This window comes from Pseudomonas sp. TH34, assembly GCF_016650865.1.
Classification (GTDB): Bacteria; Pseudomonadota; Gammaproteobacteria; order Pseudomonadales; family Pseudomonadaceae; genus Aquipseudomonas; species Aquipseudomonas yamanorum.
In genome coordinates this window covers 532,050-556,873 of sequence record NZ_JAEKFB010000033.1, presented here as the reverse complement: position 1 = coordinate 556,873, position 24,824 = coordinate 532,050, and the positions used below count along the sequence as shown (strand labels likewise).

Sequence of the window (24,824 nt, the reverse complement as noted above, 5' to 3'; positions counted from 1 at the left end):
CCGTTGCGCTGGCGGGGCGCCAAGAGGAAGTGCCCGATGAAGACTGCCAACACTGCCCGTGAACCACGGGAGTTGAACAAACTGATGTTCGTCAAGTTGATGCCCTTGCTGATCATCGCCTACGTGCTGAGCTTTCTGGACCGCACCAACATCGCCCTGGCCAAGCATCACCTGGACGTTGACCTGGGGATTTCAGCGGCGGCTTACGGCCTGGGTGCGGGGTTGTTCTTCCTGACCTATGCGCTGTCGGAAATTCCCAGCAACCTGATCATGCACAAGGTCGGCGCGCGGTTCTGGATTGCCCGGATCATGGTGACCTGGGGCCTGATTTCGGCGGCCATGGCGTTCGTCCAGGGCGAGACCTCGTTCTATATCCTGCGCCTGCTGCTGGGCATTGCCGAAGCCGGCCTGTTTCCCGGGGTGATGCTGTACCTCACCTACTGGTTCAACCGCGAGCAACGGGCGCGGGCCACCGGGTATTTTCTGCTCGGGGTGTGTTTTGCCAACATCATCGGCGGCCCGGTGGGCGCGGCGTTGATGCGCATGGACGGCATCCTCGGCTGGCACGGCTGGCAGTGGATGTTCCTGCTCGAAGGCTTGCCGGCAGTAGCATTTGCCTGGGTGGTGTGGCGCAAGTTGCCGGACCGTCCGAGCAAGGCACCGTGGCTCTCGGCCGAAGAGGCGCGCGGGATTGAACAGCGCATCGCGATGGAGACCGAAGAGGGCGCAGGCGAGGGTGGGCATTCCCTGAAGAACTGGCTGACCCCGCAGATCCTGCTGGCGATCTTTGTGTATTTTTGCCATCAGATCACCATCTACACCGTGATCTTTTTCCTGCCGAGCATCATCAGCAAATACGGTGAATTGAGCACCATGAGTGTCGGCTTGCTGACCTCATTGCCGTGGATTGCCGCAGCGGCCGGGGCGGTGTTGCTGCCGCGTTTTGCGACCACGCCCACCCGTGCCCGGCGGCTGTTGATTACCGGATTGCTGACCATGGCGTTGGGGTTGGGGATTGCCTCGGTGTCGGGGCCGGTGTTCAGCCTGCTGGGTTTCTGTGTGTCGGCGGTGATGTTCTTTGTGGTGCAGTCGATCATCTTTCTCTACCCGGCTTCGCGCCTCAAGGGCGTGGCGCTGGCGGGCGGGCTGGGCTTCGTCAACGCCTGCGGATTGCTCGGCGGGTTTGTCGGGCCCTCGGTGATGGGCGCGATCGAAATGAGCACTGGCAACGCCATGAATGGTTTGAAAGTGATTGCCGTGGTGCTGGTGGTGGCCGCGTTGGCCGCCTTGCGTTTGCGTCAGGGACAGGAGCCCGATCACACCAGCAATGAGGTCGGAAACCCGGAAGCCAGCACCAGGTAAGCCACGACGGCCGCCAGGCATAAACCGACAAATACCCGTAACAGTGTCCTGGCGGTGGGATGAGCGATGAATTTGATGGCCCAGAGCAAAATCCCGGCAACCAGGACGCTCAAGGCAGAAATGACCAGCACGATGGTGTTCTCGCAAGCCTTGGAAGCTGCTTTATAGTCCCAAAGGCCCGTGTTGAACAGTGTGCGCATAGACGCAGGGCCCCGGGTGTTTCTAAACTGCGGCTTATCCAGGGCAGTGGGGCGAGCGCCGATGAATCGCAATGAATTACGCAAGGCCGACATCAACTTGATGGTGGTCTTTGAAACCTTGATGCTCGAGCGCAATGTGACCCGGGTGGCGGAGAAGCTGTTTCTCGGCCAACCCACCATCAGTTCGGCCCTCAACCGCCTGCGCACGTTGTTCAATGACCCGTTGTTTATTCGCGTCGGCCACCGCATGGAGCCCACCGCGCGGGCCGAGGAAATCATCAAGCACCTGTCGCCGGCTCTCGATTCCTTGTCGTCGGCCCTGAGCCTGACCCACGATTTTGACCCGTCCATCAGCACCATGACCTTTCGCATCGGCCTGTCCGATGACGTCGAGTTCGGCCTGCTGCCGCCACTGCTGCGGGCCTTGCGCCAGGAAGCGCCGCTGGTGGTGTTCGTGGTGCAGCATGTGGATTACTGGCGCATCCCGGACCTGCTGGCCTCCGGCGATATCACCGTCGGCATCACCCAGACCCGCGGCCTGCCGGCGAATGCCAAGCGCAAGCTGTTGCGGCATATCCGCCCCTGTTTGCTGCGGGCGGACGCCTCGGACAAACCCCTGACCCTCGACGAATACTGCGCACGGCCCCATGTGCTGGTGTCCCACACTGCCAACGTGTCCGGGTTTGCCGATGAGTGGCTGGCGGAAATCGGTCGCAAGCGCCACGTGGTGCTCTCGGTGCCGCAATACAGCGCATTGCCGGCGCTGCTCGCCGGCACCGACATGATCGCCAGCCTGCCGGACTACACCGCCCAGGCCATGGCCGCCGGGGGGAATCTGTTCTGCGAGCCGTTCCCGTTCGAAACCCCGACCCTGGATTTGTCCATGGTCTGGCTCAGCCACGTGGACACCGACCCGGCGGAACGCTGGATGCGTTCGCGGCTGGAGGCGTTCATGAGCGAGCGGGACATGCTGCCGGTGGTCACACCCAAATCTTGAGACAAACCCTTCAGGGAGATCCAGGCATGACCCCATCCCGTTCCTTGCTGCGTGGGCGCGGCAGTCATGACAGCGGCAAGGTTGGCATGGTTGAGTTGTTCTTCGACCTGGTGTTCGTGTTCGCTGTGACCCAGTTGTCCCATTCGCTGCTCGCCCACTTGTCCATCGGCGGCGCGGTGCAGGTGGCGCTGATGATGGTCGCGGTGTGGTGGGTGTGGATCTTCACTTCGTGGGTCACCAACTGGCTGGACCCGGAAAAAATCCCGATCCGCATCGGCCTGTTCGGCTTGATGGTGGCGGGCCTGCTGTTGTCCTCGTCGATTCCCAAGGCGTTTACCGACCGTGGTCTGTTGTTCGCCGGTGCCTATGTGTTCATGCAGGTAGGACGTACGCTGTTTGCCCTGTGGGCGGTGCGCGGCGAGCCCCTGAACATGACCCGCAATTTCCAGCGGATCCTGGCGTGGATGCTGTTTTCCGGGGTGTTCTGGATCACCGGCGCGCTGCTCGAAGGTGAACAGCGTTTGGCCTTCTGGGCCCTGGCGCTGTTGATCGAATTGATTTCCCCGTCGGTGTATTTCTGGGTGCCGGGGCTTGGGCCCTCGACGCTTGCGGACTGGAATGTGGAAGGCAACCACATGGCCGAACGCTGCGGCCTGTTTGTGATCATCGCCTTGGGTGAGTCGTTGCTGGTGACTGGCGCGACCTTCGCTGAATTGCCCTGGAGCCTGGACGGGCTGGCGGCCTTCCTGGTGGCGGTAGTGGGCAGCATCGCCCTGTGGTGGATCTATTTCGACAGCGGCGCCGAGCGTGCCCACCATCGCATCGCCAGTTCTGCCGACCCGGGCCGCCAGGCGCGGATTGCCTACACCTACCTGCATGTATTGATCGTCGCCGGGATTATCGTCAGCGCCGTGGCCGATGAACTGGTGCTGGTGCACCCGGGGCATGCCAGTCAGGCGGGCGTGGTGGCGATCATCGCCGGCCCGTGGTTGTTCCTGCTGGGCAGTGCGCTGTTCAAGTGGGTGATGAGCGACCGTCCGTTGCCACCGTTTTCGCACCTGGGCGGCTTGCTGATGTTGCTGGTGTTGCTGCCGCTGGGATTGCAGCAGGTGTTTTCGGCGTTGGTACTGGGGGCGTTGACGTCGGCGGTGTTGGTGATCGTGGCGATTTGGGAAAACCGCTCGTTGCGCAGCTTGACCGAAGTTTCACATTGAAAGCGGTCTGATTCGGCTCGGCCTCGTGCTATATGTATGGCTCTTTTCCTACAACAACTCGGAGCCTTTCATGCCGCATCTGCATCTGGAATACACCGCCAACCTCACAGACCTGGCCGTTGAGAAAACCTTGTTGCGGCTCAACAACGTACTGATGGCGTCCGGGCAGTTCGGTTCCGAGTTTGATATCAAAAGCCGGGCGCTGAAGGTGGAGACATTCCAGGTTGGCACGTCCATCAGCCCGCGCGCTTTTATCGCGGTGAAGCTGTCGCTGCTCAGCGGGCGTTCACCCCAGGTCAAGAAACAGTTGTCGGAAAGCCTGCTGGCAGCGCTGCAGGACCTGGGCGATTGGCCTGCAGACCTGCAGGTGCAGCTCAGTGTCTTGCTGGTCGATATGGATCGCGAGTCCTACAGCAAAGTCACCATCGGCTGAGGGGCAATACTCTGTGGCGAGGGAGCAAGCTCCCTCGCCACAGGGGGTCATAATAACCCCTGATCCGCACACACCTTCACCACCTGCTCCCTGAACCACGTGTTGGCGCTGTCCTGCGCGCTGTGTTCATTCCACTGCATATCCAGGGTAAACCCCGGCAAACCGTTCGGCACTTCGCAATGGCCGAACACGTTCGTGTCTGCCAGCAGCTTCAGCACTCGACGGGGCAAGGTGACGATAAAGTCGGTGCCGGTGATCATCTTCAGCGCCGCGCTGTAGCTGTTGGCCCGGGCGATCACCTGGCGTTTGTGAGCCTGGCGCGCCAGCCAGCCATCGATCATGTTGGTGTCGGAACTCCAGGGCGTGGGGAACACATGGCGCCGGGCGACGAAGGATTGCAGGCTGAACGCCGGTTCCCGGGGCGCCGACTGTTTGTCGAACACGCACACCAGGTCGTCCTCCAGCAGCATCTGGGTCTTGATGTCCTTGTGCTCGCGATGAAAGTGCGGCCCGAAGCAGATCACCAGGTCCAGGCGCCCGTCGCGCAAGGCGTCGGCCGGGATCTCGGTTTCGAGCTTCTGCACATTGACGATCACCGGCAGGTCGGCGTGGTCGAAGTTTTTCAGCAGGCGCGGCAGGATCAGTTGTTCGAAGTATTCGGGGGCGCAGACGTTGAAGGTCACGGCCTTCTGGGTGGGGTCGAAGGCCTGGCTGCCGGCATGACAGAGGTTGATGCTTTCGAGGATTTTCTGCACATGCCCGTACATGGTGGCCGCTTTGTACGTAGGACGCATGCCCGCCCGGGTGTTGATAAACAACTCGTCTTCGAAGCTGGTGCGCAGCTTCTTCAGGCTGTAGCTCACGGTGGACTGGCTGACGAACAGGGTTTCGGAGACGTCGGTCACGCTGCTTTGGTCGTAAACAGCGACAAACACCATCAGGTCCTGCATATCGAGCTTTCTAAGCAAGTTGCTGTTTAGCATCCGTTCCGTCCGCAAGCGCTTTGTACCGAACTCGGTACAAGACAATACAAAATGTTAACGGAACGCTCGTACCAATAGAAAGCTCTGTCGGACCTTTCTCTGTTTGAGGTGAGACAAATAATGTTTACAACACGACTTCAGCGAATATGCCGAGCGTAATGCCGGGGGTCGAAACGCAGCACGATCAGCAGCATCACCACCACCACGGCCGTCAGTGACCACCAGGCCCACTCGAAGCTGCCCAGTTGGTCGCGGATCATCCCGGCAATCAGCGGCGAAAGACCGGCGATCAGGTAGCCGATGCCCTGCACAAAGGCCGTCAGGCCACCGGCGCGGCGCGGGTTGTCGAGGTGGTCGAGGGACAGGATCAGGCTCATTGGAAACAAGCCGCCAATCCCCAGGCCCAGCAGGCACGGCCACAGCAGGCTCAGGTGCTGCGGGCTGAGGATCAGGCCGCAGAAGCCGGCGATGATCAGCACCAGCAGCACCGCGACCACACCGCGCTTATCTTGGCGGCGGTTGGCGATGGCTGGGGTGATCAGGCCGGAGACCACTTCCATGGCCGTCAGAAAGCCTAGCAACAGGCCGGCATTCTGCTCGCTCCAGCCCAGCTCCACGTAGTACGGCGCCAGCCAGGCCAGCACGCAGGTGTAGGCGGCGGTGCCGAGCCCGAAAAAGATCGCCAGCAACCAGGCCCGGCGATTGCCGAAGAATGATTCCTGTGGGCCTGAGCCGGCTTGGGGCAGTGGCGGCAGCGCCGAGCGTTGGGCGTACCAGAACACCAGCGCCAACACGGCGAGAACCGCCCAGATCGCCAGGCCGATGCGCCAGCTGCCGGTTTGCACCTGGATAAACGGTGAGAACGAAGCGGCGAGGGCAGCGCCGCCCATGATCGCGGTGACGTACAGGCCCATGAACAGGGAAACGTTGTCGCTGAAGCGGGACTTGATCAACGCGGGCATCAGCGCCTGGATCATCGCGATGCCTACGCCGGCGGCGATGGCGCTGAGGATCAGCTCAACCGCCGAGTCCAGGAACAATCGCGACACCGTGGCCAGGCCGATCACCACCAGCGACAGCACAATGCTGCGATGCTCGCCGAACCTCTTGGCCACGCCCATGCCAAAAAACATCGCCAGGCCCATGGCCATGACCGGCAGCATGGTCAACAGGGAGGCGGTGCTGAAACTCAGGGCCACATCGGCGCGAATCGACGACAACAACGGGCCGACGGCGGCCATCGACGGGCGCAGGTTGAGAGCGACCAGCACGACGCTGATCATCAGCCAAAGGGCGGTGGCGGGTTTTGCGCGGACGTTTTCCATGGGCGAGCCTTGAACTGACAAGCGCAGTATTAGGCCGGGCGAGGGGGGGGGGCAAATGAGAAAGTCGTTGGGGCTATTGAAAAAATGCATCTGCTGACACGGCACAAATCAACAGGTAGGAGCTGGCTTGCCTGCGATAGCGGTGGGTCAGGCAACACATCTGTGTCTGATAGACCGCAATCGCAGGCAAGCCAGCTCCCACAGGGAACAGTGGTGCTCTTGAGTGTTTCTACACCGCCCGAATCACATGCTTGATCTCCTGAAACGCCTGCAATCCCCACGGCCCCAGTTCCCGGCCGATGCTGCTCTGCTTGTAACCACCCCAGGCCGTTTGCGGGAAGATCACCTGCGGCGCGTTGATCCACACCAGGCCCACCTGCAACGCATTGGCCACCCGCTCAGCCGCTTCCGGGTTGCCGCTCAGCACGCTGGCCACCAAACCAAACTCGCTGTCATTGGCCAGCGCCACCGCCTCGGCTTCACTGGTAAAGCTGCGCACGCACAGCACCGGGCCGAAGATTTCTTCGTTCCATAACGCGCTGTCCAGCGGCACTTCGGTAAACACCGTCGGGCGAATGAAATACCCGCGAGGCAAATCCGCCGGGCGCCCGCCACCACACAGCAACTTCGCGCCGGCTTGCACCCCCCGCTCGATATGCCCCAGCACCCGCTGGTACTGCGCACGGTTGACCAGCGCGCCCATTTCCACGTCTTCGGCAAACGGGTCTGCCACGCGAATACTCTCGGCCCTGGCCTGCAAACGGGTCAGAAATTCGTCCGCCAATTCGTCGGCTACCAACACCCGGCTGGTGGCGGAACACATCTGCCCGGCGTTGAAGAAACCACCGCCGCAGGCCAGTTCCACGGCCAGGTCGAGGTCGGCGTCCGCCAACACCAGCAACGAGGATTTGCCGCCCAACTCCAGGCTCACACCCTTGACCGTCTCCGCAGCGCGCTGCATTACCTGCACGCCCACGGCGTTGCTACCGGTAAAGGAGATTTTCGCGATCCGTGGATCAGCCGCCATGGGTGCGCCCACCGCCAGGCCAGTGCCGCAGACCAGGTTGAACACGCCGGCGGGCAGTCCCACCGAAGCGATGATCCTGGCCAGTTCCAGCTCCGCCAACGGCGTCACTTCCGAAGGCTTGAGCACCACGCAGCAACCGGCCGCCAGCGCCGGGGCGAGTTTCCAGGCGGTGGTGACCATCGGGAAATTCCACGGCACGATCAGGCCCACCACGCCGCAGGGGTCACGGCGTACGCGGGCGCTGAAATCCTCAGTGGGCAGTGCCACCGAACGATCTTGGCTTGCATCCATTTCGTCGGCCACACCGGCGTAATACTCAAACGTGGCGATCACGTCGTCCACATCAATCCCAGCCTCAAACAGCGGCTTGCCGTTGTTGCTCGATTGCAGGTGCATCAGGTGTTCACGCTGGGCGCTCACGCCCTCGGCGATCTTGCGCAGCAGTGCCGCGCGGTCGCGCCCGGTGCTTTTCGACCAGTCCGGGAATGCAGCGCTGGCGGCACCGACGGCCTCGCTCACCGCACTTGCATCACCTAGGTTCACTTGAGCCAGCGTGGCCTCGGTCGCCGGGTTGATCACGTCCAGCACGTCATGGCCCGCACGCCAAACACCGTTGATGTACAGCCCGTTCAATACCGCGCTCATACTGCCAACTCCTTCATCCAAAGCCCCTGGTCGATTTCAATCAGCGTCGGGCCTTGGCGATCAGTGGCGGCGCGCAGTGCGCTGCGTAATTCCTCAACACCCTGGATGCGCTGGGCAGCAGCGCCAAGGGCCTTGGCCACGCCGATAAAGTCCGGGGTATAGATGTCCACGCCCACCGGCTCGATGGCGCGGTTGACCATGTATTTCTTGATCTCTTCGTAGCCTTGGTTATTCCACAGCAGCACGATCACCGGCGTGCGCGCTTCCACGGCGCTGGCCAGTTCCGGCAGGGTGAATTGCAGGCCGCCGTCGCCGATCAGGCACACCACCGGCGCGCCGTTGCCGCGCCCCAGCCAAGCACCGATGGCCGCCGGCAAGGCGTAGCCGAGGGTGCCGTAGCCGGTGGAGGAGTTGAACCAGCGACGCGGGTGGTCGAGGTTCAGGGTCAGGTTGCCGGTGTACACCGGTTGGGTGGAGTCGCCTACCAGTACGGCGTCGGGCAGTTCGTCCAGGACGGTGTTGAGGAACAGGGTTTGCGCGCGGGTGGTGGCGTCCCAGGTGGGTTCCAGTTCGCTCCATAGGCGCGCGACGCGGTGGGCGCCCCAGTCGCTGTCCCGGGTGGCCAGGGACTTGTTGCCCAGTTCGGCAAGCAATGCCTGCGCAGCGATTTGCGCGTCAGCCACCAGCGCGACCTGCGGCGGGTAATTGCGCACGGTCTGGTCGGAATCGATGTCGATGCGCAGCAGGGCGCCGGGAATGTCGAAACCGCCGGCGAAGGTCACGTCGTAGTCGGTCTCTGCCAGCTCAGTACCGATCGCCAGTACCACGTCCGCCTCGGCCACCAAGGCGCGGGTGGCGACCAGGGTTTGGGTAGAGCCGATCAGCAGTGGATGGTTGGAGGCCAGCATGCCCTTGGCATTAATGGTCAGCGCCACTGGCGCGCCGAGGGCTTCAGCCAGTTGCGTCAACTCGGGCGCTGCGTCGATGGCGCCACCACCGGCGAGAATCAGCGGGCGTTTCGCCGCCGCGAGCAACTGGCTCATCTGCTTGACCGCCGACGGCGCAGCACCGGCGCGGGAAACACTGATGGGCTCGCTGCCGAGCAATGCGTCGGCGTTTTCCACCAGCACATCCAGCGGGATTTCGATATGCACCGGGCGCGGTCGCCCGGCCTGGAACAGTGCAAACGCGCGGGCCAACACACCGGGTAATTCGGCCGCCGACATCAAGGTATGAGAGAACGCCGCCACGCCTGCGATCATCGCGCTCTGGTTCGGCAGCTCATGCAGCTTGCCGCGCCCGCCGCCCAGTTGGCTGCGGGACTGCACGCTGGAAATCACCAGCATCGGGATCGAGTCGGCGTAGGCCTGGCCCATGGCGGTGGTGATATTGGTCATGCCGGGGCCAGTGATGATGAAGCACACGCCAGGCTTGCCGCTGGTGCGCGCGTAGCCGTCGGCCATGAAGCCGGCGCCCTGTTCGTGGCGCGGGGTGACGTGGCGGATGCTTGAGCGCGCCAGGCCCCGGTAGAGTTCCACGGTGTGCACGCCGGGGATGCCGAACACCTGGTCCACGCCGTAGCCTTCCAGCAGGTTGACCAATACTTCGCCGCAGGTCGCCATTGTCGTCGCTCTTATTGTTGATAAAGGCCCGTATTGGAACGGCTGGCCCGTAGCGGCAACAATCGATAAAAAGTCATACTAGCCATGTCCTCACGTCATGGCTGCGCCCTTATGAAACGCCTTCCGCCCTTGCCGGCCTTGCACACCTTTTGCGTCACGGCCCAGTGCTGCAACTTCACCCGAGCCGCCGAGCAATTGCACATCACCCAGGGGGCGGTGAGCCGGCAGATTGCCGGGCTGGAAAGTCATCTGGGTTATGCGCTGTTCCAGCGCCAGGCCCGTGGCTTGAGCCTGACCGAAGAGGGCCGCGAATGGTCGCTGCGGGCGCAGCAGGTGTTCGGCCTGATCGGCGAGGCGGTGGAACAGATCGGCACCCGCCGCGAGACCTTGCAGCTCAAGGCTTCCACCTGCGTGATGCGCTGGTTGTTACCGCGTCTGATGCAGTGGCAGCAAGAACGTCCGGACGTGCCGGTGGAACTGACCACCACCGTGGCCTACACCGTCGACTTTCGCCGTGAACAGTTCGATGCCGCAGTGATCTACGCGCCGATTGCCGAGCAGTCGGCTCAGGCCCGGCATCTGTTTGATGAGCGTCTGACACCGGTGTGCTCGCCGGCCTTGCTCGGTGGTTTGCACACGCCCGCCGACTTGCAGCAACAGGTGCTGTTGCACCCTACGCGGGATGAACGGGATTGGGCATTGTGGTTGAAGGCAGCGAATACACGCTTGAGCAATCTTGCCCAGGGGCATCATTTTGAAACGCTGGATCTGGCGATGACGGTGGCGTCCCAAGGCTCGGGCGTGGCGATTGGCGACAGCGCGCTGATTGGCGAGGATCTCAAGGCGGGGCGGTTGGCGACACCGTTTGAACTGCGGGTGTCGACGGGGATGGGGTATTACCTGGTGTACCCGCCGGGGACTGAGCCCTCGGCGGGGTTGGAGCAGCTTATGGATTGGTTGGTGAGCCAGGCGCAGTCGCCGTCACAATGAAGATCAAAATGTGGGAGCGGGCTTGCTCGCGAAGGCGCTGGGTCAGCCAATACATCTGTTGACTGACACACCGCATTCGCGAGCAAGCCCGCTCCCACATTTTAGTGTGCGTCAGCCTTAGTAACCGGCCGTAAACCGCTGGCGCGAATGCTTCGGCGTTTCCACTTCATCAATCAGCGCAATCGCGAAGTCGGCAAAGCTGATCCAGCTGCGGCCTTCGCTGCTCACCAGCAATTCATCCTGGCCCAGGCGGAATTTGCCGGTGCGTGCGGTTTCGACGAACTCCGCCGAAGGCGACAGGAAGGTCCAGTCCAGGTCCTTTTCCTGGCGCAGGGTGTCGAGGAAAACGCTGCCGGCGCTGGCTTCGGCTTTGTATTCTTCCGGGAAGCCCGGGCTGTCGATCACTCGGCTGCCGCCTGGCAACAGCAGCGAACCGGCACCGCCCACCACCAGCAGGCGCTTCACGCCGGCTTTTTTCACCGGGTTGATCACCGCTTCCGCAGGCAGGGTGGCGAAGTGCGCCGCGCTGATCACTACGTCGTTGCCGCGGATGGCCTGTTCCAGCGCCTGGGCATCCAGTGCATCCACTTGTTTGACGGTGACCCCAGGGCGCACGCCAATCTTGTCGGTATTGCGAGCGATGGCCGTGACGGTGTGCCCGCGACGCAGCGCTTCTTCCAGCAGTTGGCTACCGGCACGACCGGTGGCACCAATGATTGCGATCTTGCTCATGACGTTCTCCAGTACGGTTAAGGGGTGAATCAACTCACCACTGCATTTCGCCCTTGGCGACTTTGGCGCCCAATTCCAGGGTGCTTTCGTCGCCCAGGTTCGGGTAACGCTTTTTCATCGCCGCGATCAGGGCGGCGGAGTCCTTGGCCTTGGCGGTTTCTTCGTCAAACGCCTTGATGTAGTCGGCGGTGAACGCTACGGATTTGAGCGACGGTGTCCCCAGATAGTGACCCGGAATCACGGTGTGCGGTTTCAAGTCCTGGATACGTTGCAGGGTTGCCAGCCAATCGGTGTGGGACTTCGCGGTCTGCGTATCGGCCATCCACACATGAATGTTCTCGGAGACCACCACACCACCCACCACGGCCTTGATCGACGGGATCCACACAAAGGTGCGGTCCGGCTGCGGCCCGTCCAGACCGATCACTTCCAGTTGCTTGCCTTCGAGGGTCAGGCTGTGGCCTTCAAGTGCCTGGGGGATGACGGCTTTGGCTGGCTTGTCGGCCCCCAGTTTCGGGCCCCAGAACGCCAGTTTGTGTTCAACGGTGGCCTTGATATGGTCCACCACCGGCTGCGGCGCCACGACTTTGGCCTGGGGGAACGCGGCGGTCAGGGTGTCGAGGCCGAAGTAGTAGTCCGGGTCACCGTGGCTGATGTAGATGGTAGTCAGGCGCTTGCCGCTGGCGCGGATTTTTTGCACCAGTTGCTCGGCCTGGGTCTTGCCGAATTGGGCGTCCACCAGGATCGCGTCTTTGTCGCCACTGACCAGTACCGAGGTGACCGGCATCATCGCGCTTTCGCCCGGGTTGTAGGCGTCCAGAGTCAAGTCGGCAGCCGTGGCGTGCGCGGCGAAGGCCAGGGTGGCGGCGGCCAGGGCCACGCGCTTGAGCGGGGAGAATCCAAACATGTGCTGCTCCAGTCATCGGTAAGGTGTGGACAGAGCTTAGTTGCACCAAACGCTACAAAAAATGCGATGCTTGGACATAGTTTGTTTCTAAAAGCGGGCAAATCATGGATCGTCTTCAAGCAATGCGCGTGTTTGTGGCCGTGGTGGACTTGGGCAGCCAGTCTGCAGCGGCCGACCACCTGGACCTTTCTCGCCCGGTGGTGTCGCGCTACCTGGCGGAGCTGGAAGACTGGGTCGGCGCGCGCCTGATGCACCGCACCACCCGCAAGCTCAGCCTGACCGCCGCCGGCAGCGAAACCTTGCCCCGTTGCCGGCAGGTGCTAGAATTGTGCAGCGACATGCAGGCCGCCGTCAGCGAACCGGACGAAGCGCCCCGTGGCCTGCTGCGCCTGAGTGTCAGCACGTCCTTCGGCCAGGCGCAGTTGGCCGATGCCATGGCCGAATACGTCAAGCGCTACCCGCTGGTGAGCATCGACATGCAGATGCTCGACCGCACGGTGAACCTGGTGGACGAACGCATCGACCTGGCGATCCGCACCAGCTTTGAACTGGACCCCAACCTGATCGCCCGCCGCCTCACGTTGTGCCGTTCGGTGATCTGCGCTTCGCCCGCTTACCTGCTGGAGCATCCGCAGCCCCGGCGGGTCCAGGACCTGGCTCGGCACAATTGCCTGACCCACTCCTACTTCGGCAAAAGCCTGTGGCACTTCATGGAAAACGGCGAGCCGGTGTCGGTGCCGGTGCAGGGCAATATCAGCGCCAATGAGGCCAGTACCTTATTGCGGGTGACGCTGGCGGGGGCAGGGGTGTCGCGGCTGCCGAGTTATCAGGCGGGCGACTACATCCGCAGCGGCGAGTTGATCCGCTTGTTGCCCGAGGCCGAGCCGCAGCAGATGAACATCTACGCGGTGTACGCCTCGCGCAAGCATATGCCGGCGGCGCTGCGCAGCTTGCTGGATTTCTTGGTACTGAGGTTTCCGGAAGAGCCGGTGTGGGACGTCGGTCTCTAAGCCGACATAAACAGGTTGAATGTCGCCCGATAATGGCGACTTGCCTCAGCTGACCTATGCTTATCAAAGCACCTTCTTGATCCGGTCAGAGGTCAGCATCATGTCGATCAAAACAAGAAAGTACCTGATGATTTTCACCCTGTGCGCCGCCGCCACAGCGCTCTATGGCACTGCCGCCTACCGCGTCGAACAGACCCGCATGCAGCCGGGCTTCGCCTCCAGCTGCAATCATGGTCAATGCGTTGGCCACATGGCCGCCTTCAGTTCGCTTCGCTAGCGTCCTGGTCGGTTTTCAATTGCTCCCGAAACGCCTTCGGGGAGAACCCGACGCGTCGGCGAAACAGCCGTGAGAAGTTGGTCGGATCGGAGAAGCCCAAAACCTCCGACATCTCATTGATGGTCATGCTGGTGTAAGTCAGCAGACGCTTGGCTTCCAGCAACTGGCGGTCGTGCATGATCTGCAACGCGGGCTGCCCGCCCAACTCCCGACATGTACCGTTCAGGTGTGAGACCGAGATCCCAAGCTTGTGGGCCAGGTCTTCGATTTTCGGGTGTTCGCGATAGTGCTGCTCCACCAACTGGGTGAACCGACGGAAGTATTCGCGGCCCCTTGGCGCCCGTGGATGCCGGCGCTGAATGGCCTGGCGGCTGATCCACACCAGCAGTACGCTGACCAGCGCGTGCATCATCATGTCCCGCGCCGGTTGATCGCTGGCGTACTCGTCCTGCAAGCGCGCAAAGAGGCTGTTGAGGTAGTCACTGTCGTTGCCGGCGGGATAGCTGCCCAAGGCGTTCAGGCCATCCAGCGCCGCGCCCAGTTGCCCTTGCAAATGCGCCATCAGCGGCGCCGCCAGGGTGACCACAAAGCCTTCGACGTCTTCGGAAAACCGAAACCCATGCACGCATAACGGCGGTAGTACCTGCAGCGTCGATTCGTTCAGGGTGCTGCGCTGGCCTTCGATCTCCAGCTGCGCCTGGCCCTTGTGCACGTACAACAACTGGCACAAGTCCGCGTGCCGGTGGGGCTGGATTTCCCACTGGTACTCACGGCTGCGCCGGGAGATGGTTTCACAGTGCAACAAATCCGGAGTCGGCCATTGCTGGCTCTCACCGTAGAGCTTGAACACTGGAATCGCGGCACTGGCAGTTTTGGTCATGGCTTCATCCGATACTTCGGGAGAGTTGTGCGGTAATCGCCCCAATTGGCGAAAAGCGCAGCTTTGGGCTCAGTTTTCACCTTCTTATGCCGGGCACTCAAGTGAAAAATGCCAGCAACAACATCAATGACAACTCTTTCACCGAATACGTTCGGGTGAAGCTTGCGGGCCATAAAAATAATGAAAACGCTGAAAACCCAAGTCGCCATCATCGGCGCCGGCCCGTCGGGGCTGCTGCTCGGTCAACTGCTGCACAACGCCGGGATTGAAACCCTTATTCTTGAGCGCCAGACGCCAGATTACGTGCAAGGTCGCATCCGTGCCGGGGTGCTGGAACAGGGCATGATCGACCTGTTGCGCCAGGCCGGCGTCAGTGCGCGAATGGACGTCGAAGGCCTGGTGCATGAGGGCTTTGAGCTGGCACTGAACGGACAGCTGACCCACATCGACCTCAAGGCGCTGACCGGCGGCAAGACGGTGATGATCTACGGTCAGACCGAAGTCACACGCGACCTGATGACCGCGCGCCAGGCCAGCGGTGCCACTACTCTGTACGCAGCCAGCAATGTACAGCCCCATGACTTGAAAAGCGCAGAGCCGTGGCTGAGCTTCGAGCATGCAGGCGAGCAGTACCGGCTGGACTGCGATTACATCGCCGGCTGTGACGGTTTCCACGGTGTGGCGCGTCAGTCGATTCCCTCTGAGGCGCTGAAAATCTTTGAACGGGTGTATCCGTTCGGTTGGCTTGGCATTCTCGCCGACACGCCGCCGATCCACGAGGAACTGGTGTACGCCAAGCACGAGCGCGGCTTTGCCCTGTGCAGCATGCGTTCACCGACCCGCAGCCGCTATTACCTGCAAGTGCCGGCCGATGAGTCGGTCGACCACTGGTCCGACGAGCGCTTCTGGGATGAACTGAAAAACCGCCTGCCGACATCGCTGATCGAACAACTGGTGACGGGCCCGTCCATCGAAAAGAGCATCGCGCCACTGCGCAGTTTCGTGGTGGAGCCGATGCAATACGGTCGCCTGTTCCTGCTGGGGGACGCCGCCCACATCGTGCCGCCCACCGGCGCCAAGGGCTTGAACCTGGCGGCCAGTGATGTCAGCACCTTGTTCAATATCCTGCTCAAGGTGTACCGCGAGGGCAGGGTGGAGTTACTGGAGAAATACTCACAGATTTGCCTGCGGCGGATCTGGAAGGCCGAACGGTTTTCCTGGTGGATGACCTCGATGTTGCACCAATTCCCCGAGGCGGACGGCTTCAGCCAGCGCATCGCCCAGAGCGAATTGGAGTACTTCGTCGACTCCGAAGCTGGGCGTAAAACCATTGCAGAAAATTACGTCGGACTTCCTTACGAGACTATCGAATAGCCAGCTATCTAGTACACTGACGAGCATTCCCGCGGGCTTCCTTTTCCCGCGGGCCTTGCTCGCAGGTTCTGCCGTGACCAACCTCAATCAGCCCGCCACACCAGCTGTTCGCAGTGTCCTTGTCGCCTTGATGATGGCGATCTTTCTCGGGGCCCTGGACCAGACCATCGTCGCCGTCTCCATGCCGGCGATTTCAGCCCAGTTCCATGACGTCAACCTGCTGGCCTGGGTGATCTCCGGCTACATGGTGGCGATGACCGTGGCAGTGCCGATCTACGGCAAGCTCGGCGACCTGTACGGGCGCCGGCCGATGATGTTGATCGGCATGGGCCTGTTCACCATCGCCTCGCTGTTTTGCGGCATGGCCCAGAGCATGGAGCAACTGGTGCTGGCGCGGATCCTCCAGGGCATCGGTGCCGGCGGGATGATTTCGGTCAGCCAGGCGATTATCGGCGACATCATTCCGCCCCGTGAGCGTGGGCGTTACCAGGGTTACTTCAGCAGCATGTACGCGGTAGCGAGCGTGGCCGGCCCGGTGTTGGGCGGTTACATGACCGAGTACCTGTCGTGGCGCTGGGTGTTCCTGATCAACCTTCCATTGGGCGCGGGCGCCTGGTGGGTGGCCCATCGCACATTGGTAGGGCTGCCGGTGCCGCAGCGCAAGCCGGTGATCGACTATCTCGGCACTGTGCTGATGATTGTCGGTTTGACGGCGCTGTTGCTGGGCATCACCGAAATCGGCCAGGGTCATCATTGGCGCGACGATGAAGTGCTGGGCTTGCTGGCCTGCGCTCTGGTGGCGTTGACGGTGTTTGTGTGGCACGAACGCCGGGCGCGGGAGCCGTTGTTGCCGATGCACTTGTTTGCCAACCGCAGTGCGGTGTTGTGCTGGTGCACGATTTTCTTTACCAGTTTCCAGGCGATTTCCCTGACGGTGTTGATGCCGCTGCGCTACCAGACCGTGACCGGTTCCGGTGCCGACAGCGCCGCTTTGCACTTGCTGCCGCTGGCGATGGGCTTGCCGATGGGGGCTTATTTTGCCGGGCGTATGACCTCAGTGACGGGACGCTATAAGCCGATGATTCTGATTGGGGCTTTGCTGAGTCCGATCGCGATTCTCGGTATGGCCCTCAGTGCGCCTCAGGCTGTGGCAGTGACCAGTTTATTTATGTTGCTGTGTGGGATTGCCGCCGGGATGCAGTTTCCGACTTCGCTGGTGGGCACGCAGAACTCGGTGGAGCAGCGGGATATCGGGGTGGCGACCAGCACCACCAACCTGTTCCGTTCCCTGGGCGGTGCGGTTGGGGTGGCATGCATGTCGGCGCTGTTGCTGGCGTTGTTGCAGGACTCCAGTTTTGCGCACCTGGCCAGTGGGGCGCTGGTCGCGGAGGGGAGTTCCGGGAATGTGCTGTTGGATGGTTTGAATGCGGCGCCTGGGCCGGCGCAGGATGCCTTGCGGGGGAGTTGCTGATTACCTTTCGGCATTTGCTGATGGTCAGTGCCGGGGTTTCGTTGTTGGGGTTGGCGGCGGCGATTGCCATGCCTAATCGGGTGTTGCGGGGGCGGGAAGACAAGGCCCGGTAGTTCTGGGTTTGTTTTGTTTTGTGTACATATCCGTTGCTGCGGTAACGGCGGCTTATGGTTCCGCTCTTACAGCGGGTCACTTTTGGCAAACGCCCCAAAAGTAACCAAAAGGTCTCTGCCCCACCACTCGGTGCCTCGCTTAGGCTCGGCATGCCCGCACTCCGGCACGGCTCCGCGGGCCGCCGCGACGGGCCATCCATGGCCCGGCGCGGCTAAACCGGCGTCCTGCCGGTTTACCCGCTCCACCGTGCCTACTTGCGGCCATCGTGGTTGACGGGGCCCGCAGATCAAAATCAAAAGCAACATCAAGATCAAAGGCACGCAGCCTCGCTGGTGCTCGACAGCTGCTACGGGCGGGGTGGCGCTGCTTTTCTGTGGGAGCTGGCTTGCCTGCGATGCAGACAACTCGGTACATCAGGTACACCCAGTTGATGCTATCGCAGGCAAGCCAGCTCCCACATTTGGACCGTGCCCGCTTTAGCTTTTGATTGTGCTGTTGCTCTAAAACACTCAAGCCGGCCGGTAGGCCGCTGTGCTCTTGATCTGCTTTTGATCTTGATCTTAGGCGCCCCGTTAAACCACGCTGGCCGAACGCAGGCTTTGGAGCGTGGGTAACCCGGCAGGACGCCGGGTTAGCCGCGCTGGGCCAAGGATGGCCCATCGCGGCGGCCCACGGTCCAAAGCCGGAGTGAGGGCACACCGAGCCCAAGCGAGGTGCCGAGTGGTGGGGCAAGAGCGTTTTGCTTACTTTTGCGCTGTTCAAAAGTGAGCCGCTGTAAGAGCGGAACCATAAGCAGCCGTTACCTAAATAACGGATATACACGCCTCAAGGACTGTAATACCCCACAGCCACCATGAGATGCCCGGTTTTGCGCAAATACGCATGCTTGTTCTCAACCTTCCCCGTCACCGGATTTTTCCAGCGGTATCGATATTCCCCCTGATCCTGCTCGGCCATGACCGCCAGGATCGGCTCGCCCACCGGCTTCCCGTCGGGGTCCTTGATCTTGCTGAAATCCGTATTCACCAACCGCGGAGTCGTGCCATGAGCCACGTAGCGCTGGGTGTCGAGGTCAACCACAAACACATACAGATCATCCTGCAAAAAGCCGCCCTGCATGGCGTTGATCGCCTTGAGCGTCCCCGCCTGATCCTTCTCCAACGCCTTGACCGCCTTGTCCCGCAAAGACTTCGCATGTTCCGGCGTGGCCCTTGGCAAGTAGTAGCCAACGGCCAAAATCCGCTGCCCAACACGCTGGTAATACACATGCTTGCGCTCCACCTTACCGTCATTCCAATTCTGCCAACGGTAATCGGCCTGCTGAATGCCACTGCCTTCAGGCACCGCCAGCGCGTCCTTGAACGACTTGTTCAAATCCGGCCCCAGCACCTCGGAAACATTGCGCCCGATCAACGCAGAAGAGGGCCCGCCACTTGCCAGCAGCACGCCCTTGGTGTTGACCACGAACACATAACGGTCCTGATCGACGAATTCACCCTGTCGGCTGAACGCCGCAAAGGCTTTGTCGCCATTGCTCTGGTAATACGCCAAGGCCTTTTCCAACAAGGCCTTGGCGGCTTGGGCATCCGCCTCCTCAGCGGTGGCGGCGTGCACCTGGCCAAAACACAACAGCAGCAGCCAGGTGGCTCGGAGCATTGCCTTCATTACCCGTCCCTCGTTCTTGTTGGTGTGCCAAGAGCGTAGACGGTTTACCGGCAAATCAGAACGGTTTGGTCGGCAGGTATTTGCCATCCAGGGTGATCACCGCGCGCGAGCCGCCGTCCGGGTCTTCGACCTTCTTGATGTCCAGCTTGAAGTTGATCGCGCTGATGATGCCGTCGCCAAACTGCTCGTGCACCAGGGCCTTGAGGGTCGAACCGTAGACCTGCAGCATTTCATAGAAGCGGTACATGGTCGGGTCCGTCGGCACACCGCCGGGGAAGCTGCCACGCAGGGGCACGGTTTGCAGCAGGCGGCTGGCGTCCTGGTCGAGACCGAGCTTGTCGCAGACCACATCGGCAGCGTCTTTCGGCAGTGGATGCTGGCCGAGCAGGGCGGCGGTGACGAACGCCAGGCTCAGGCCGGTGCCGTCGGTGAGGTCCTGCCACGACAGATTCTTGCGCGCCTTGATGTCGATGACGGTGTCGGCCAGGGCCAGGCGTGGGGATTGGGCGAATTGGGATTGCAACATGATGATTTCCTCTTGGGGTTGAATAAGGTTCAGGCGGCGTGGGCGCGGGTGGTGGGGTGGTCGAGCAGGGACACGAAGCGTCCGCTGCGGCCATCCAAGGCGTCGATGCCGCCGCTTTCGATGTCGTAGACCCAGCCGTGCAGGCTCAGCCGGCCTTGTTCCAGGGCCAGGGCCACGGAAGGGTGGGTCTTGAGGTTGGCCAGTTGGGCGACCACGTTTTCCCGCACCAGTGAGTTCAGCCGGTCGGCATCGGAGGCGTGAGTACGGGCGGCGTTGATCACCTTGGCCGACTCGGCATGGCGCAGCCAGTTGGCCACGGCGGGCAAGTGATCAAGGCATTTGCAGGTGGAAATGGCGGTCATGGCGCCGCAGTCGGAGTGGCCGCAGATCACAATGTCGCTGACGCCGAGAACGGCTACCGCGTATTCGACGGTGGCCGACACGCCTCCGGGCTCTGGTCCGTAGGACGGCACGATGTTGCCGGCATTGCGGATCACAAACAGATCCCCAGGTTCCTGCTGGGTCAACAGCTCCGGGACTACGCGGCTGTCGGAACAGGACACGAACAGCGTGCCGGGGTTCTGTGTGGTCGCCAGGTGTTTGAACAGATCGCTGCGTTGGGTGAAGGCTTCACCCTGGAACTTGCGGAAGCCGTCGATGAGGTCTTGCATGGTGGTTCTCCTTGCGTCGCTGATGGGGCAAGGATGGAAGTTTTCAGCTATAGCGTCCAAGACCGGCTTATTATGGTTTCTATAAGCCATACCTATAGTTGGAGCATCACCCATGTTGCTGCGTCATATCCGCTACCTGTTGGCCGTCGCCGAGCACCGCAATTTCACCCGGGCGGCCGAGGCGCTGCATGTGTCGCAGCCGACCTTGTCGCAGCAGATCAAGCAACTGGAAGAAACCTTGGGCGCACCGCTGCTGGATCGCTCCGGTAGAAGCGTCAGCCTCACCGACGCGGGTGAGGCCTATGTGCGGTTTGCGCGCCTGGCGTTGCAGGATTTGCAGGCCGGCACCCGCGCCATGCATGACGTGCAGGACCTGAGCCGTGGCAGTCTGCGCCTGGCCATGACGCCGACGTTTACCGCTTACCTGATCGGGCCGTTGCTGGCGCGTTTTAACGGTTTGTACCCGGGCATAACGGTGAGCGTCGAGGAGCTGACCCAGGACCGCATGGAGGCAGCGCTGACGGAGGATTTACTGGATATCGGCATCGGTTTTACCGGCGAGCATTTGCCGGATATCGAGTGTGAAGGGGTGTTTGTCGAGGCGTTGAGTGTGGTGGTGAGTGCTGACCATGCTGATATCGGCCAACAGTCGTGGCTTCAGCAACCGCTGGTGTTGCTGAACTCAGGCTTCGCCACGCGCCGCTATATCGACGAGTATTTTCGCAGTCAAGCGGTGAAACCGCTGATTGCCATGGAGGCCAATTCCATCAGCGCGATTATCGAAATCGTACGGAACACCCGGCTGGCGACCATCCTGCCCAGCGCAATTGCCCAGGTACAGCCGGGGTTGCAGGCGGTGCCGCTAAGCCCGGCGTTGCCGCAACGCACGGCGGCGTTGCTCAGTCGCAAGGGGGCATACCGTAGTGCCGCGTGCAGGGCATTTGTTGAATTGGTCAGGGCGCAGCCAACCACTGATTGATGATGCCGTCATACACGCCCGTCACCGTGCTCAAGTGCAGCCACTGGTCCACATAACTCTTCCAGGCCACATCATCGCGAGGCAGTAAAAACGCTTTCTCGCTGTACTGCATGTACCGCTCGGGGTTCACCGCGCACAGCCCCGGCTTGAGTTTTTGCTGATACCGGGCTTCGCTGGCGTCGGTGATCATCACATCGGCCTTGTTGGCCAGCAGCTCTTCGAAAATCGTCACGTTGTCCGGGAACAACGTCAGCTTTGCCTTACCCAAGTGCGCCCGTGCGAACACCTCATTGGTGCCGCCCGCAGGCTCGATCACCCGAACCTGCGGCTGGTTGATCTGCTCCACCGTCTGATAGCGCTGCACATCGGCGCAGCGCACCAGCGGGATCTTGCCATCGACGCCCAATGGCTGGCTGAAAAATGCCTTTTTCTGCCGCTCGAGGGACACCGAAATACCGCCCACCGCAATATCACAGCGCTGGGCCAGGAAGTCCGGCATCAGGGTTTTCCAGGTGGTCGGCACCCACTTCACCTGCACCCCAAGGCTCTTGGCCAGGGATTGGGCCATGGCGATGTCGATGCCTTCGTAGCTGCCGTCCGGGCGCAGATAGGTGTAGGGCTTGTAGTCGCCGGTGGTGCAGACGGTCATTTCACCGCGTTGGAGCACTTCATCCAGGTGCGACACGGGGCCGTCGGCCTGGGCCTGGGCGGACAGGCCAGCCAGCAGGGAAAGGGTCAGCAAAGCTTTCATGCGGTCGGGTCCTTGGGCATGGGCAGGGCCGCCATTATTTGCAAATGTTTAGCCATGGCACAACCAAACTCCGTCAAGACTGGATTTAACGGCTTAACCTCGCGTGTGAGGCTGCCCGGCATCTCTTCACTGTGATTTGCGCATGGACGGTTCCCCCGACACACACCCTGAGACATCGCCAGGCGCTGCTGCGTCCAGCCGTCCGGATCGTCGTCGGATCACCGCTGATGCGCTTCCCTCCGAGCTCGCCTTCTGGGCGCTGTGGCACTGCCGCCACGCACGCCCACCGGACACCTTTCTCCTACGTTGATTTGCCCCATGGATGCCCCGCGCATCTGCCCGGCAGCGCCTGTGCGCCTGCCTGACGCGAACGTATGAGAATGCCCATGAGCACGCCCTTTGCCACCTTGCACGAAGCCCACTCCTTTCTTGAACAGAACCCGGATATCGAGATGTTCGAGCTGTTCATCCTCGATAACAACGGGGTACCCCGGGGCAAGCTGTTGCACCGCGATGAACTGCTGGCGGTGTATGAAAGTGGCCGGCCGCTGCCGAGTACCATCCTCGGCCTGACCATCAATGGCGACGACGTGGAGAACTCCGGGCTGGTCTGGGAAGTCGGCGATATCGACTGCCGTGCCTACCCGGTCAGCGGCAGTTTGCAGCGCATGCCGTGGCGGCTGATTCCGACGGCGGCGGTGCAAGTCAGCATGCACCCCACCGAAGGCATGCCCGCCACCGTGGCCGATCCCCGGCACTTGCTGGCCAAGGTGATCGACGACCTCAAGGCCGACGGCTATTACCCGGTGATGGCGGCGGAGCTGGAGTTCTACTTGCTCGACCAGAAGCCCGACAGCAACGGCCGCCCGCAACCGGCGCGGGATGTCGATGGCGGTCGCCCACGCTCGACCCAGGTCTACGGCCTGCGAGAACTGGAGCAGATCGAACCGTTCCTCGCCGACCTCTACAGCGCCTGCAAACTCCAGGGCATCCCGGCGCGCACGGCGATTTCCGAATACGCCCCGGGCCAGGTGGAAATCACCCTGGAGCATCGCAGCGATGCCCTGCAAGCCATGGACGAGGCGGTCCGTTACAAGCGCCTGGTCAAGGGCGTGGCCCACAAGCACGGGATGACCGCGTGTTTCATGGCCAAGCCTTTCGATGACCTGGCCGGCACCGGCATGCACATGCACGTCAGCCTGGCGGACCGCGACGGCAATAACCTGTTTGCCAGCGAAGCGCCCGACGGCACGCCGCTGTTGCGCCATGCGGTAGGCGGCATGCTCAGTACGTTGCTCGACTCGTTGCTGATGTTCTGCCCGAACGCCAACTCTTATCGGCGCTTCCAGACCAACAGCTACGCGCCGCTGGCCGCCACTTGGGGCGTGGACAACCGCACCGTCACGCTGCGAGTACCCGGCGGGCCGGCGTTTTCCCGGCATATCGAGCACCGTATCTGCGGTGCCGACGCCAACCCGTACCTCGCGGCAGCCGCGATTCTGGCCGGTATTCACCGGGGCATCCGCGAACAGCGCGACCCCGGCGCGCCGGTGGAGGGCAACGGTTACGCCCAGGCCAAGGAATTGCTGCCGACCGATTGGCTGACCACCTTGCGTGCGCTTGAAGGCTCGGCTTGGGCGCGGGAGGCGTTTGGCTGCGAATTCCTTGGCGTGTACCTGGCGGTCAAGCGGGCCGAGTACCGCCAGTTCATGGGCGAGGTGGGCGAGCAGGACTGGCGCTGGTATTTGCACCAGGCCTGAAGATGAAGGCGTTGATCACAGACAGTTAACAGACAGGCTGCGCGCTGGATACTGGATCGGTATGAACGGTGAACAATCCTTCGACCTTTTTTTCACGAGCCAGTGGTTAAGCTGCGAATGTCTGATCCATTAACAGAGTCGTGTGATGCCGTCGCAACCGCCGTCTTCCATCGAGATTGAATTTGCCGAACGCACAGGCCAGGAGCATGCCCGGGTCTGCGCGGACACACGTCCGCCGGGTCTGCTGCGGCGCCTGGGGTTATGGCGCGATGAGCGGTTGGTGCGCCGCGCGCTGAAAATCGCCGGCGAGCCGGGGCTGATCCTCGACCTGGCATGCGGTACCGGGCGGTTTTGGCCAGTGCTGGCCGAGCACAGCAACCGGGTGATCCTCGCGTCGGACAACTCCCAGGACATGCTCGACCACGCCCGCACTCACCACGCGCCGGGCTTGCTCAAGCGGATCAAGACCTTCCAGGGCTCGGCGTTTTCCATCGGCCTGTCGGCCAACGCGGTGGATTGCATTTTTTGCCTGGAGTTGTTTCGCCATGTGCCCACGCCAGAAGGGCGCCTGGCCCTGCTCGGGGAGTTTCACCGGGTGAGCCGTGACACGGTGATCGTCTCGGTCAACAGTGACAGCGGCTACCGGGCTGTGCAGCCCGCACTGGCGGCAGTTACCAGCCATCGGGCGCAGGTGGAAGCGGAGTTTCGCCAGGCCGGTTTCAAGGTCCTCAATCAACAGGAATTCCTGCCCGGCTCGGCCATGTGGCGCGTGTACGTCCTGCGCAAGAGAGGATAAGCGCCGGCTGTCGGACTATTCTTCAGCTCCTGTAAGAGTTTTCATGGCGGATGCTGTACTGCGAATGCTCGCAACTCCCTTTCGCGATATATACTGCGCGCCATTCTTCAAGG

23 protein-coding genes and 1 pseudogene are annotated in these 24,824 nt (G+C 61.9%); 12 read left to right on the top strand and 12 right to left on the bottom strand.

Annotated elements, in window-relative coordinates; genetic code table 11:
* The first annotated feature begins 36 nt into the window (after window positions 1-36).
* Window positions 37-1,362, top strand: a complete 1,326-nt coding sequence (locus JFU58_RS28095; protein WP_063032586.1) for an MFS transporter — start codon at window positions 37-39, stop codon at window positions 1,360-1,362.
* Here the strand turns inward: JFU58_RS28095 and JFU58_RS28090 are convergent.
* Window positions 1,317-1,562 (bottom strand): hypothetical protein, encoded by a 246-nt coding sequence (locus JFU58_RS28090; protein WP_023659101.1) that lies wholly within the window; start codon window positions 1,560-1,562, stop codon window positions 1,317-1,319. The two genes, JFU58_RS28095 and JFU58_RS28090, sit on opposite strands and share 46 nt — an antisense overlap.
* Before the next feature lie 61 nt (window positions 1,563-1,623).
* Here JFU58_RS28090 and JFU58_RS28085 point away from each other — a divergent pair, with 61 nt between their 5' ends.
* From JFU58_RS28085 to JFU58_RS28075, 3 genes are all read left to right on the top strand, one after another.
* Window positions 1,624-2,559 (top strand): LysR substrate-binding domain-containing protein, encoded by a 936-nt coding sequence (locus tag JFU58_RS28085; RefSeq protein WP_201142859.1) that lies wholly within the window; start codon window positions 1,624-1,626, stop codon window positions 2,557-2,559.
* 26 nt (window positions 2,560-2,585) lie between these two features.
* The gene (locus JFU58_RS28080) at window positions 2,586-3,773 is read left to right on the top strand and encodes a low temperature requirement protein A (RefSeq protein WP_201142858.1); all 1,188 of its coding nucleotides are present in this window, start codon (window positions 2,586-2,588) and stop codon (window positions 3,771-3,773) included.
* A 70-nt stretch (window positions 3,774-3,843) separates the two neighbouring features.
* Window positions 3,844-4,206: a 5-carboxymethyl-2-hydroxymuconate Delta-isomerase gene (locus JFU58_RS28075; RefSeq protein ID WP_063032580.1), complete on the top strand. Its 363-nt coding sequence runs from the start codon at window positions 3,844-3,846 to the stop codon at window positions 4,204-4,206.
* Window positions 4,207-4,253: 47 nt separating this feature from the next.
* Here the strand turns inward: JFU58_RS28075 and JFU58_RS28070 are convergent, their stop codons facing one another.
* The 4 genes from JFU58_RS28070 to JFU58_RS28055 form a co-directional block, all read right to left on the bottom strand.
* Window positions 4,254-5,189 (bottom strand): LysR family transcriptional regulator, encoded by a 936-nt coding sequence (locus JFU58_RS28070; protein ID WP_201142857.1) that lies wholly within the window; start codon window positions 5,187-5,189, stop codon window positions 4,254-4,256.
* A gap of 137 nt (window positions 5,190-5,326) precedes the next feature.
* A complete protein-coding gene (locus tag JFU58_RS28065; protein ID WP_201142856.1) occupies window positions 5,327-6,514 on the bottom strand; it encodes a cyanate transporter in 1,188 nt (395 codons plus the stop codon).
* Window positions 6,515-6,743: 229 nt separating this feature from the next.
* On the bottom strand, window positions 6,744-8,186 hold the full coding sequence (locus JFU58_RS28060) for an aldehyde dehydrogenase family protein (protein ID WP_201142855.1): 1,443 nt from the start codon (window positions 8,184-8,186) through the stop codon (window positions 6,744-6,746).
* On the bottom strand, window positions 8,183-9,808 hold the full coding sequence (locus tag JFU58_RS28055) for a 5-guanidino-2-oxopentanoate decarboxylase (protein WP_201142854.1): 1,626 nt from the start codon (window positions 9,806-9,808) through the stop codon (window positions 8,183-8,185). The genes JFU58_RS28060 and JFU58_RS28055 overlap by 4 nt, the downstream gene beginning before the upstream one ends.
* 111 nt (window positions 9,809-9,919) lie before the next feature.
* Here JFU58_RS28055 and JFU58_RS28050 point away from each other — a divergent pair, with 111 nt between their 5' ends.
* Entirely contained in the window at window positions 9,920-10,798 is an 879-nt protein-coding gene (locus JFU58_RS28050) for a LysR substrate-binding domain-containing protein (protein ID WP_201142853.1), read from the top strand.
* A gap of 117 nt (window positions 10,799-10,915) precedes the next feature.
* Here JFU58_RS28050 and JFU58_RS28045 read toward each other — a convergent pair whose 3' ends face one another.
* Together JFU58_RS28045 and JFU58_RS28040 are read right to left on the bottom strand one after the other, a co-directional pair.
* Window positions 10,916-11,530 carry an NAD(P)-dependent oxidoreductase gene (locus JFU58_RS28045; protein WP_201142852.1) on the bottom strand — a complete coding sequence of 205 codons (615 nt, stop codon included), beginning with the start codon at window positions 11,528-11,530 and terminating at the stop codon, window positions 10,916-10,918.
* Between the two features lie 34 nt (window positions 11,531-11,564).
* A complete protein-coding gene (locus JFU58_RS28040) occupies window positions 11,565-12,437 on the bottom strand; it encodes an MBL fold metallo-hydrolase (RefSeq protein WP_201142851.1) in 873 nt (290 codons plus the stop codon).
* Window positions 12,438-12,541: 104 nt separating this feature from the next.
* Between JFU58_RS28040 and JFU58_RS28035 the strand changes: the two genes are divergently transcribed.
* Window positions 12,542-13,447, top strand: a complete 906-nt coding sequence (locus tag JFU58_RS28035) for a LysR family transcriptional regulator (protein WP_201142850.1) — start codon at window positions 12,542-12,544, stop codon at window positions 13,445-13,447.
* A 19-nt stretch (window positions 13,448-13,466) separates the two neighbouring features.
* On the top strand, window positions 13,467-13,724 hold the full coding sequence (locus JFU58_RS28030) for a hypothetical protein (RefSeq protein WP_063032562.1): 258 nt from the start codon (window positions 13,467-13,469) through the stop codon (window positions 13,722-13,724).
* Here the strand turns inward: JFU58_RS28030 and JFU58_RS28025 are convergent.
* Window positions 13,708-14,604: a helix-turn-helix domain-containing protein gene (locus tag JFU58_RS28025; protein WP_063032560.1), complete on the bottom strand. Its 897-nt coding sequence runs from the start codon at window positions 14,602-14,604 to the stop codon at window positions 13,708-13,710. The genes JFU58_RS28030 and JFU58_RS28025 overlap by 17 nt on opposite strands.
* A gap of 189 nt (window positions 14,605-14,793) precedes the next feature.
* Between JFU58_RS28025 and pobA the strand changes: the two genes are divergently transcribed.
* Window positions 14,794-15,978: a 4-hydroxybenzoate 3-monooxygenase gene (gene pobA, locus JFU58_RS28020; RefSeq protein WP_201142885.1), complete on the top strand. Its 1,185-nt coding sequence runs from the start codon at window positions 14,794-14,796 to the stop codon at window positions 15,976-15,978.
* Between the two features lie 133 nt (window positions 15,979-16,111).
* Window positions 16,112-17,562, top strand: a pseudogene (locus tag JFU58_RS28015) (MDR family MFS transporter).
* Window positions 17,563-18,388: 826 nt separating this feature from the next.
* Here JFU58_RS28015 and JFU58_RS28010 read toward each other — a convergent pair.
* The 3 genes from JFU58_RS28010 to JFU58_RS28000 are packed head-to-tail and all read right to left on the bottom strand — an operon-like array spanning window position 18,389 to window position 20,425.
* Entirely contained in the window at window positions 18,389-19,228 is an 840-nt protein-coding gene (locus tag JFU58_RS28010) for a cache domain-containing protein (RefSeq protein ID WP_201142849.1), read from the bottom strand.
* Between the two features lie 55 nt (window positions 19,229-19,283).
* Complete coding sequence (cynS, locus tag JFU58_RS28005) at window positions 19,284-19,754, bottom strand: cyanase (RefSeq protein ID WP_003210659.1); 471 nt, start codon at window positions 19,752-19,754, stop codon at window positions 19,284-19,286.
* A gap of 29 nt (window positions 19,755-19,783) precedes the next feature.
* Complete coding sequence (locus tag JFU58_RS28000) at window positions 19,784-20,425, bottom strand: carbonic anhydrase (protein ID WP_063032552.1); 642 nt, start codon at window positions 20,423-20,425, stop codon at window positions 19,784-19,786.
* A 112-nt stretch (window positions 20,426-20,537) separates the two neighbouring features.
* On the opposite strand from JFU58_RS28000, the gene cynR reads away from it, so the two are divergent.
* Window positions 20,538-21,404, top strand: coding sequence for a transcriptional regulator CynR (cynR, locus tag JFU58_RS27995; protein ID WP_063032550.1), 867 nt, complete (start codon window positions 20,538-20,540; stop codon window positions 21,402-21,404).
* Here the strand turns inward: cynR and JFU58_RS27990 are convergent.
* The gene (locus JFU58_RS27990) at window positions 21,379-22,155 is read right to left on the bottom strand and encodes a transporter substrate-binding domain-containing protein (protein WP_201142848.1); all 777 of its coding nucleotides are present in this window, start codon (window positions 22,153-22,155) and stop codon (window positions 21,379-21,381) included. The genes cynR and JFU58_RS27990 overlap by 26 nt on opposite strands.
* A 386-nt stretch (window positions 22,156-22,541) precedes the next feature.
* Between JFU58_RS27990 and JFU58_RS27985 the strand changes: the two genes are divergently transcribed.
* Together JFU58_RS27985 and JFU58_RS27980 are read left to right on the top strand one after the other, a co-directional pair.
* Window positions 22,542-23,915, top strand: coding sequence for a glutamine synthetase family protein (locus JFU58_RS27985; RefSeq protein WP_201142847.1), 1,374 nt, complete (start codon window positions 22,542-22,544; stop codon window positions 23,913-23,915).
* Between the two features lie 145 nt (window positions 23,916-24,060).
* Window positions 24,061-24,711, top strand: a complete 651-nt coding sequence (locus tag JFU58_RS27980) for a class I SAM-dependent methyltransferase (RefSeq protein ID WP_093200667.1) — start codon at window positions 24,061-24,063, stop codon at window positions 24,709-24,711.
* Window positions 24,712-24,824 lie beyond the last annotated feature (113 nt).

What these genes read in the sequence shown, in the direction of transcription:
- JFU58_RS28095 (WP_063032586.1), top strand. Translation starts at nt 37, where the DNA reads ATGAAGACTGCCAACACTGCCCGTGAACCACGGGAGTTGAACAAACTG.
- JFU58_RS28090 (WP_023659101.1), bottom strand. Translation starts at nt 1,562, where the DNA reads ATGCGCACACTGTTCAACACGGGCCTTTGGGACTATAAAGCAGCTTCC.
- JFU58_RS28085 (WP_201142859.1), top strand. Translation starts at nt 1,624, where the DNA reads ATGAATCGCAATGAATTACGCAAGGCCGACATCAACTTGATGGTGGTC.
- JFU58_RS28080 (WP_201142858.1), top strand. Translation starts at nt 2,586, where the DNA reads ATGACCCCATCCCGTTCCTTGCTGCGTGGGCGCGGCAGTCATGACAGC.
- JFU58_RS28075 (WP_063032580.1), top strand. Translation starts at nt 3,844, where the DNA reads ATGCCGCATCTGCATCTGGAATACACCGCCAACCTCACAGACCTGGCC.
- JFU58_RS28070 (WP_201142857.1), bottom strand. Translation starts at nt 5,189, where the DNA reads ATGCTAAACAGCAACTTGCTTAGAAAGCTCGATATGCAGGACCTGATG.
- JFU58_RS28065 (WP_201142856.1), bottom strand. Translation starts at nt 6,514, where the DNA reads ATGGAAAACGTCCGCGCAAAACCCGCCACCGCCCTTTGGCTGATGATC.
- JFU58_RS28060 (WP_201142855.1), bottom strand. Translation starts at nt 8,186, where the DNA reads ATGAGCGCGGTATTGAACGGGCTGTACATCAACGGTGTTTGGCGTGCG.
- JFU58_RS28055 (WP_201142854.1), bottom strand. Translation starts at nt 9,808, where the DNA reads ATGGCGACCTGCGGCGAAGTATTGGTCAACCTGCTGGAAGGCTACGGC.
- JFU58_RS28050 (WP_201142853.1), top strand. Translation starts at nt 9,920, where the DNA reads ATGAAACGCCTTCCGCCCTTGCCGGCCTTGCACACCTTTTGCGTCACG.
- JFU58_RS28045 (WP_201142852.1), bottom strand. Translation starts at nt 11,530, where the DNA reads ATGAGCAAGATCGCAATCATTGGTGCCACCGGTCGTGCCGGTAGCCAA.
- JFU58_RS28040 (WP_201142851.1), bottom strand. Translation starts at nt 12,437, where the DNA reads ATGTTTGGATTCTCCCCGCTCAAGCGCGTGGCCCTGGCCGCCGCCACC.
- JFU58_RS28035 (WP_201142850.1), top strand. Translation starts at nt 12,542, where the DNA reads ATGGATCGTCTTCAAGCAATGCGCGTGTTTGTGGCCGTGGTGGACTTG.
- JFU58_RS28030 (WP_063032562.1), top strand. Translation starts at nt 13,467, where the DNA reads ATGTCGCCCGATAATGGCGACTTGCCTCAGCTGACCTATGCTTATCAA.
- JFU58_RS28025 (WP_063032560.1), bottom strand. Translation starts at nt 14,604, where the DNA reads ATGACCAAAACTGCCAGTGCCGCGATTCCAGTGTTCAAGCTCTACGGT.
- JFU58_RS28010 (WP_201142849.1), bottom strand. Translation starts at nt 19,228, where the DNA reads ATGAAGGCAATGCTCCGAGCCACCTGGCTGCTGCTGTTGTGTTTTGGC.
- cynS (WP_003210659.1), bottom strand. Translation starts at nt 19,754, where the DNA reads ATGTTGCAATCCCAATTCGCCCAATCCCCACGCCTGGCCCTGGCCGAC.
- JFU58_RS28000 (WP_063032552.1), bottom strand. Translation starts at nt 20,425, where the DNA reads ATGCAAGACCTCATCGACGGCTTCCGCAAGTTCCAGGGTGAAGCCTTC.
- cynR (WP_063032550.1), top strand. Translation starts at nt 20,538, where the DNA reads ATGTTGCTGCGTCATATCCGCTACCTGTTGGCCGTCGCCGAGCACCGC.
- JFU58_RS27990 (WP_201142848.1), bottom strand. Translation starts at nt 22,155, where the DNA reads ATGAAAGCTTTGCTGACCCTTTCCCTGCTGGCTGGCCTGTCCGCCCAG.
- JFU58_RS27985 (WP_201142847.1), top strand. Translation starts at nt 22,542, where the DNA reads ATGAGCACGCCCTTTGCCACCTTGCACGAAGCCCACTCCTTTCTTGAA.
- JFU58_RS27980 (WP_093200667.1), top strand. Translation starts at nt 24,061, where the DNA reads ATGCCGTCGCAACCGCCGTCTTCCATCGAGATTGAATTTGCCGAACGC.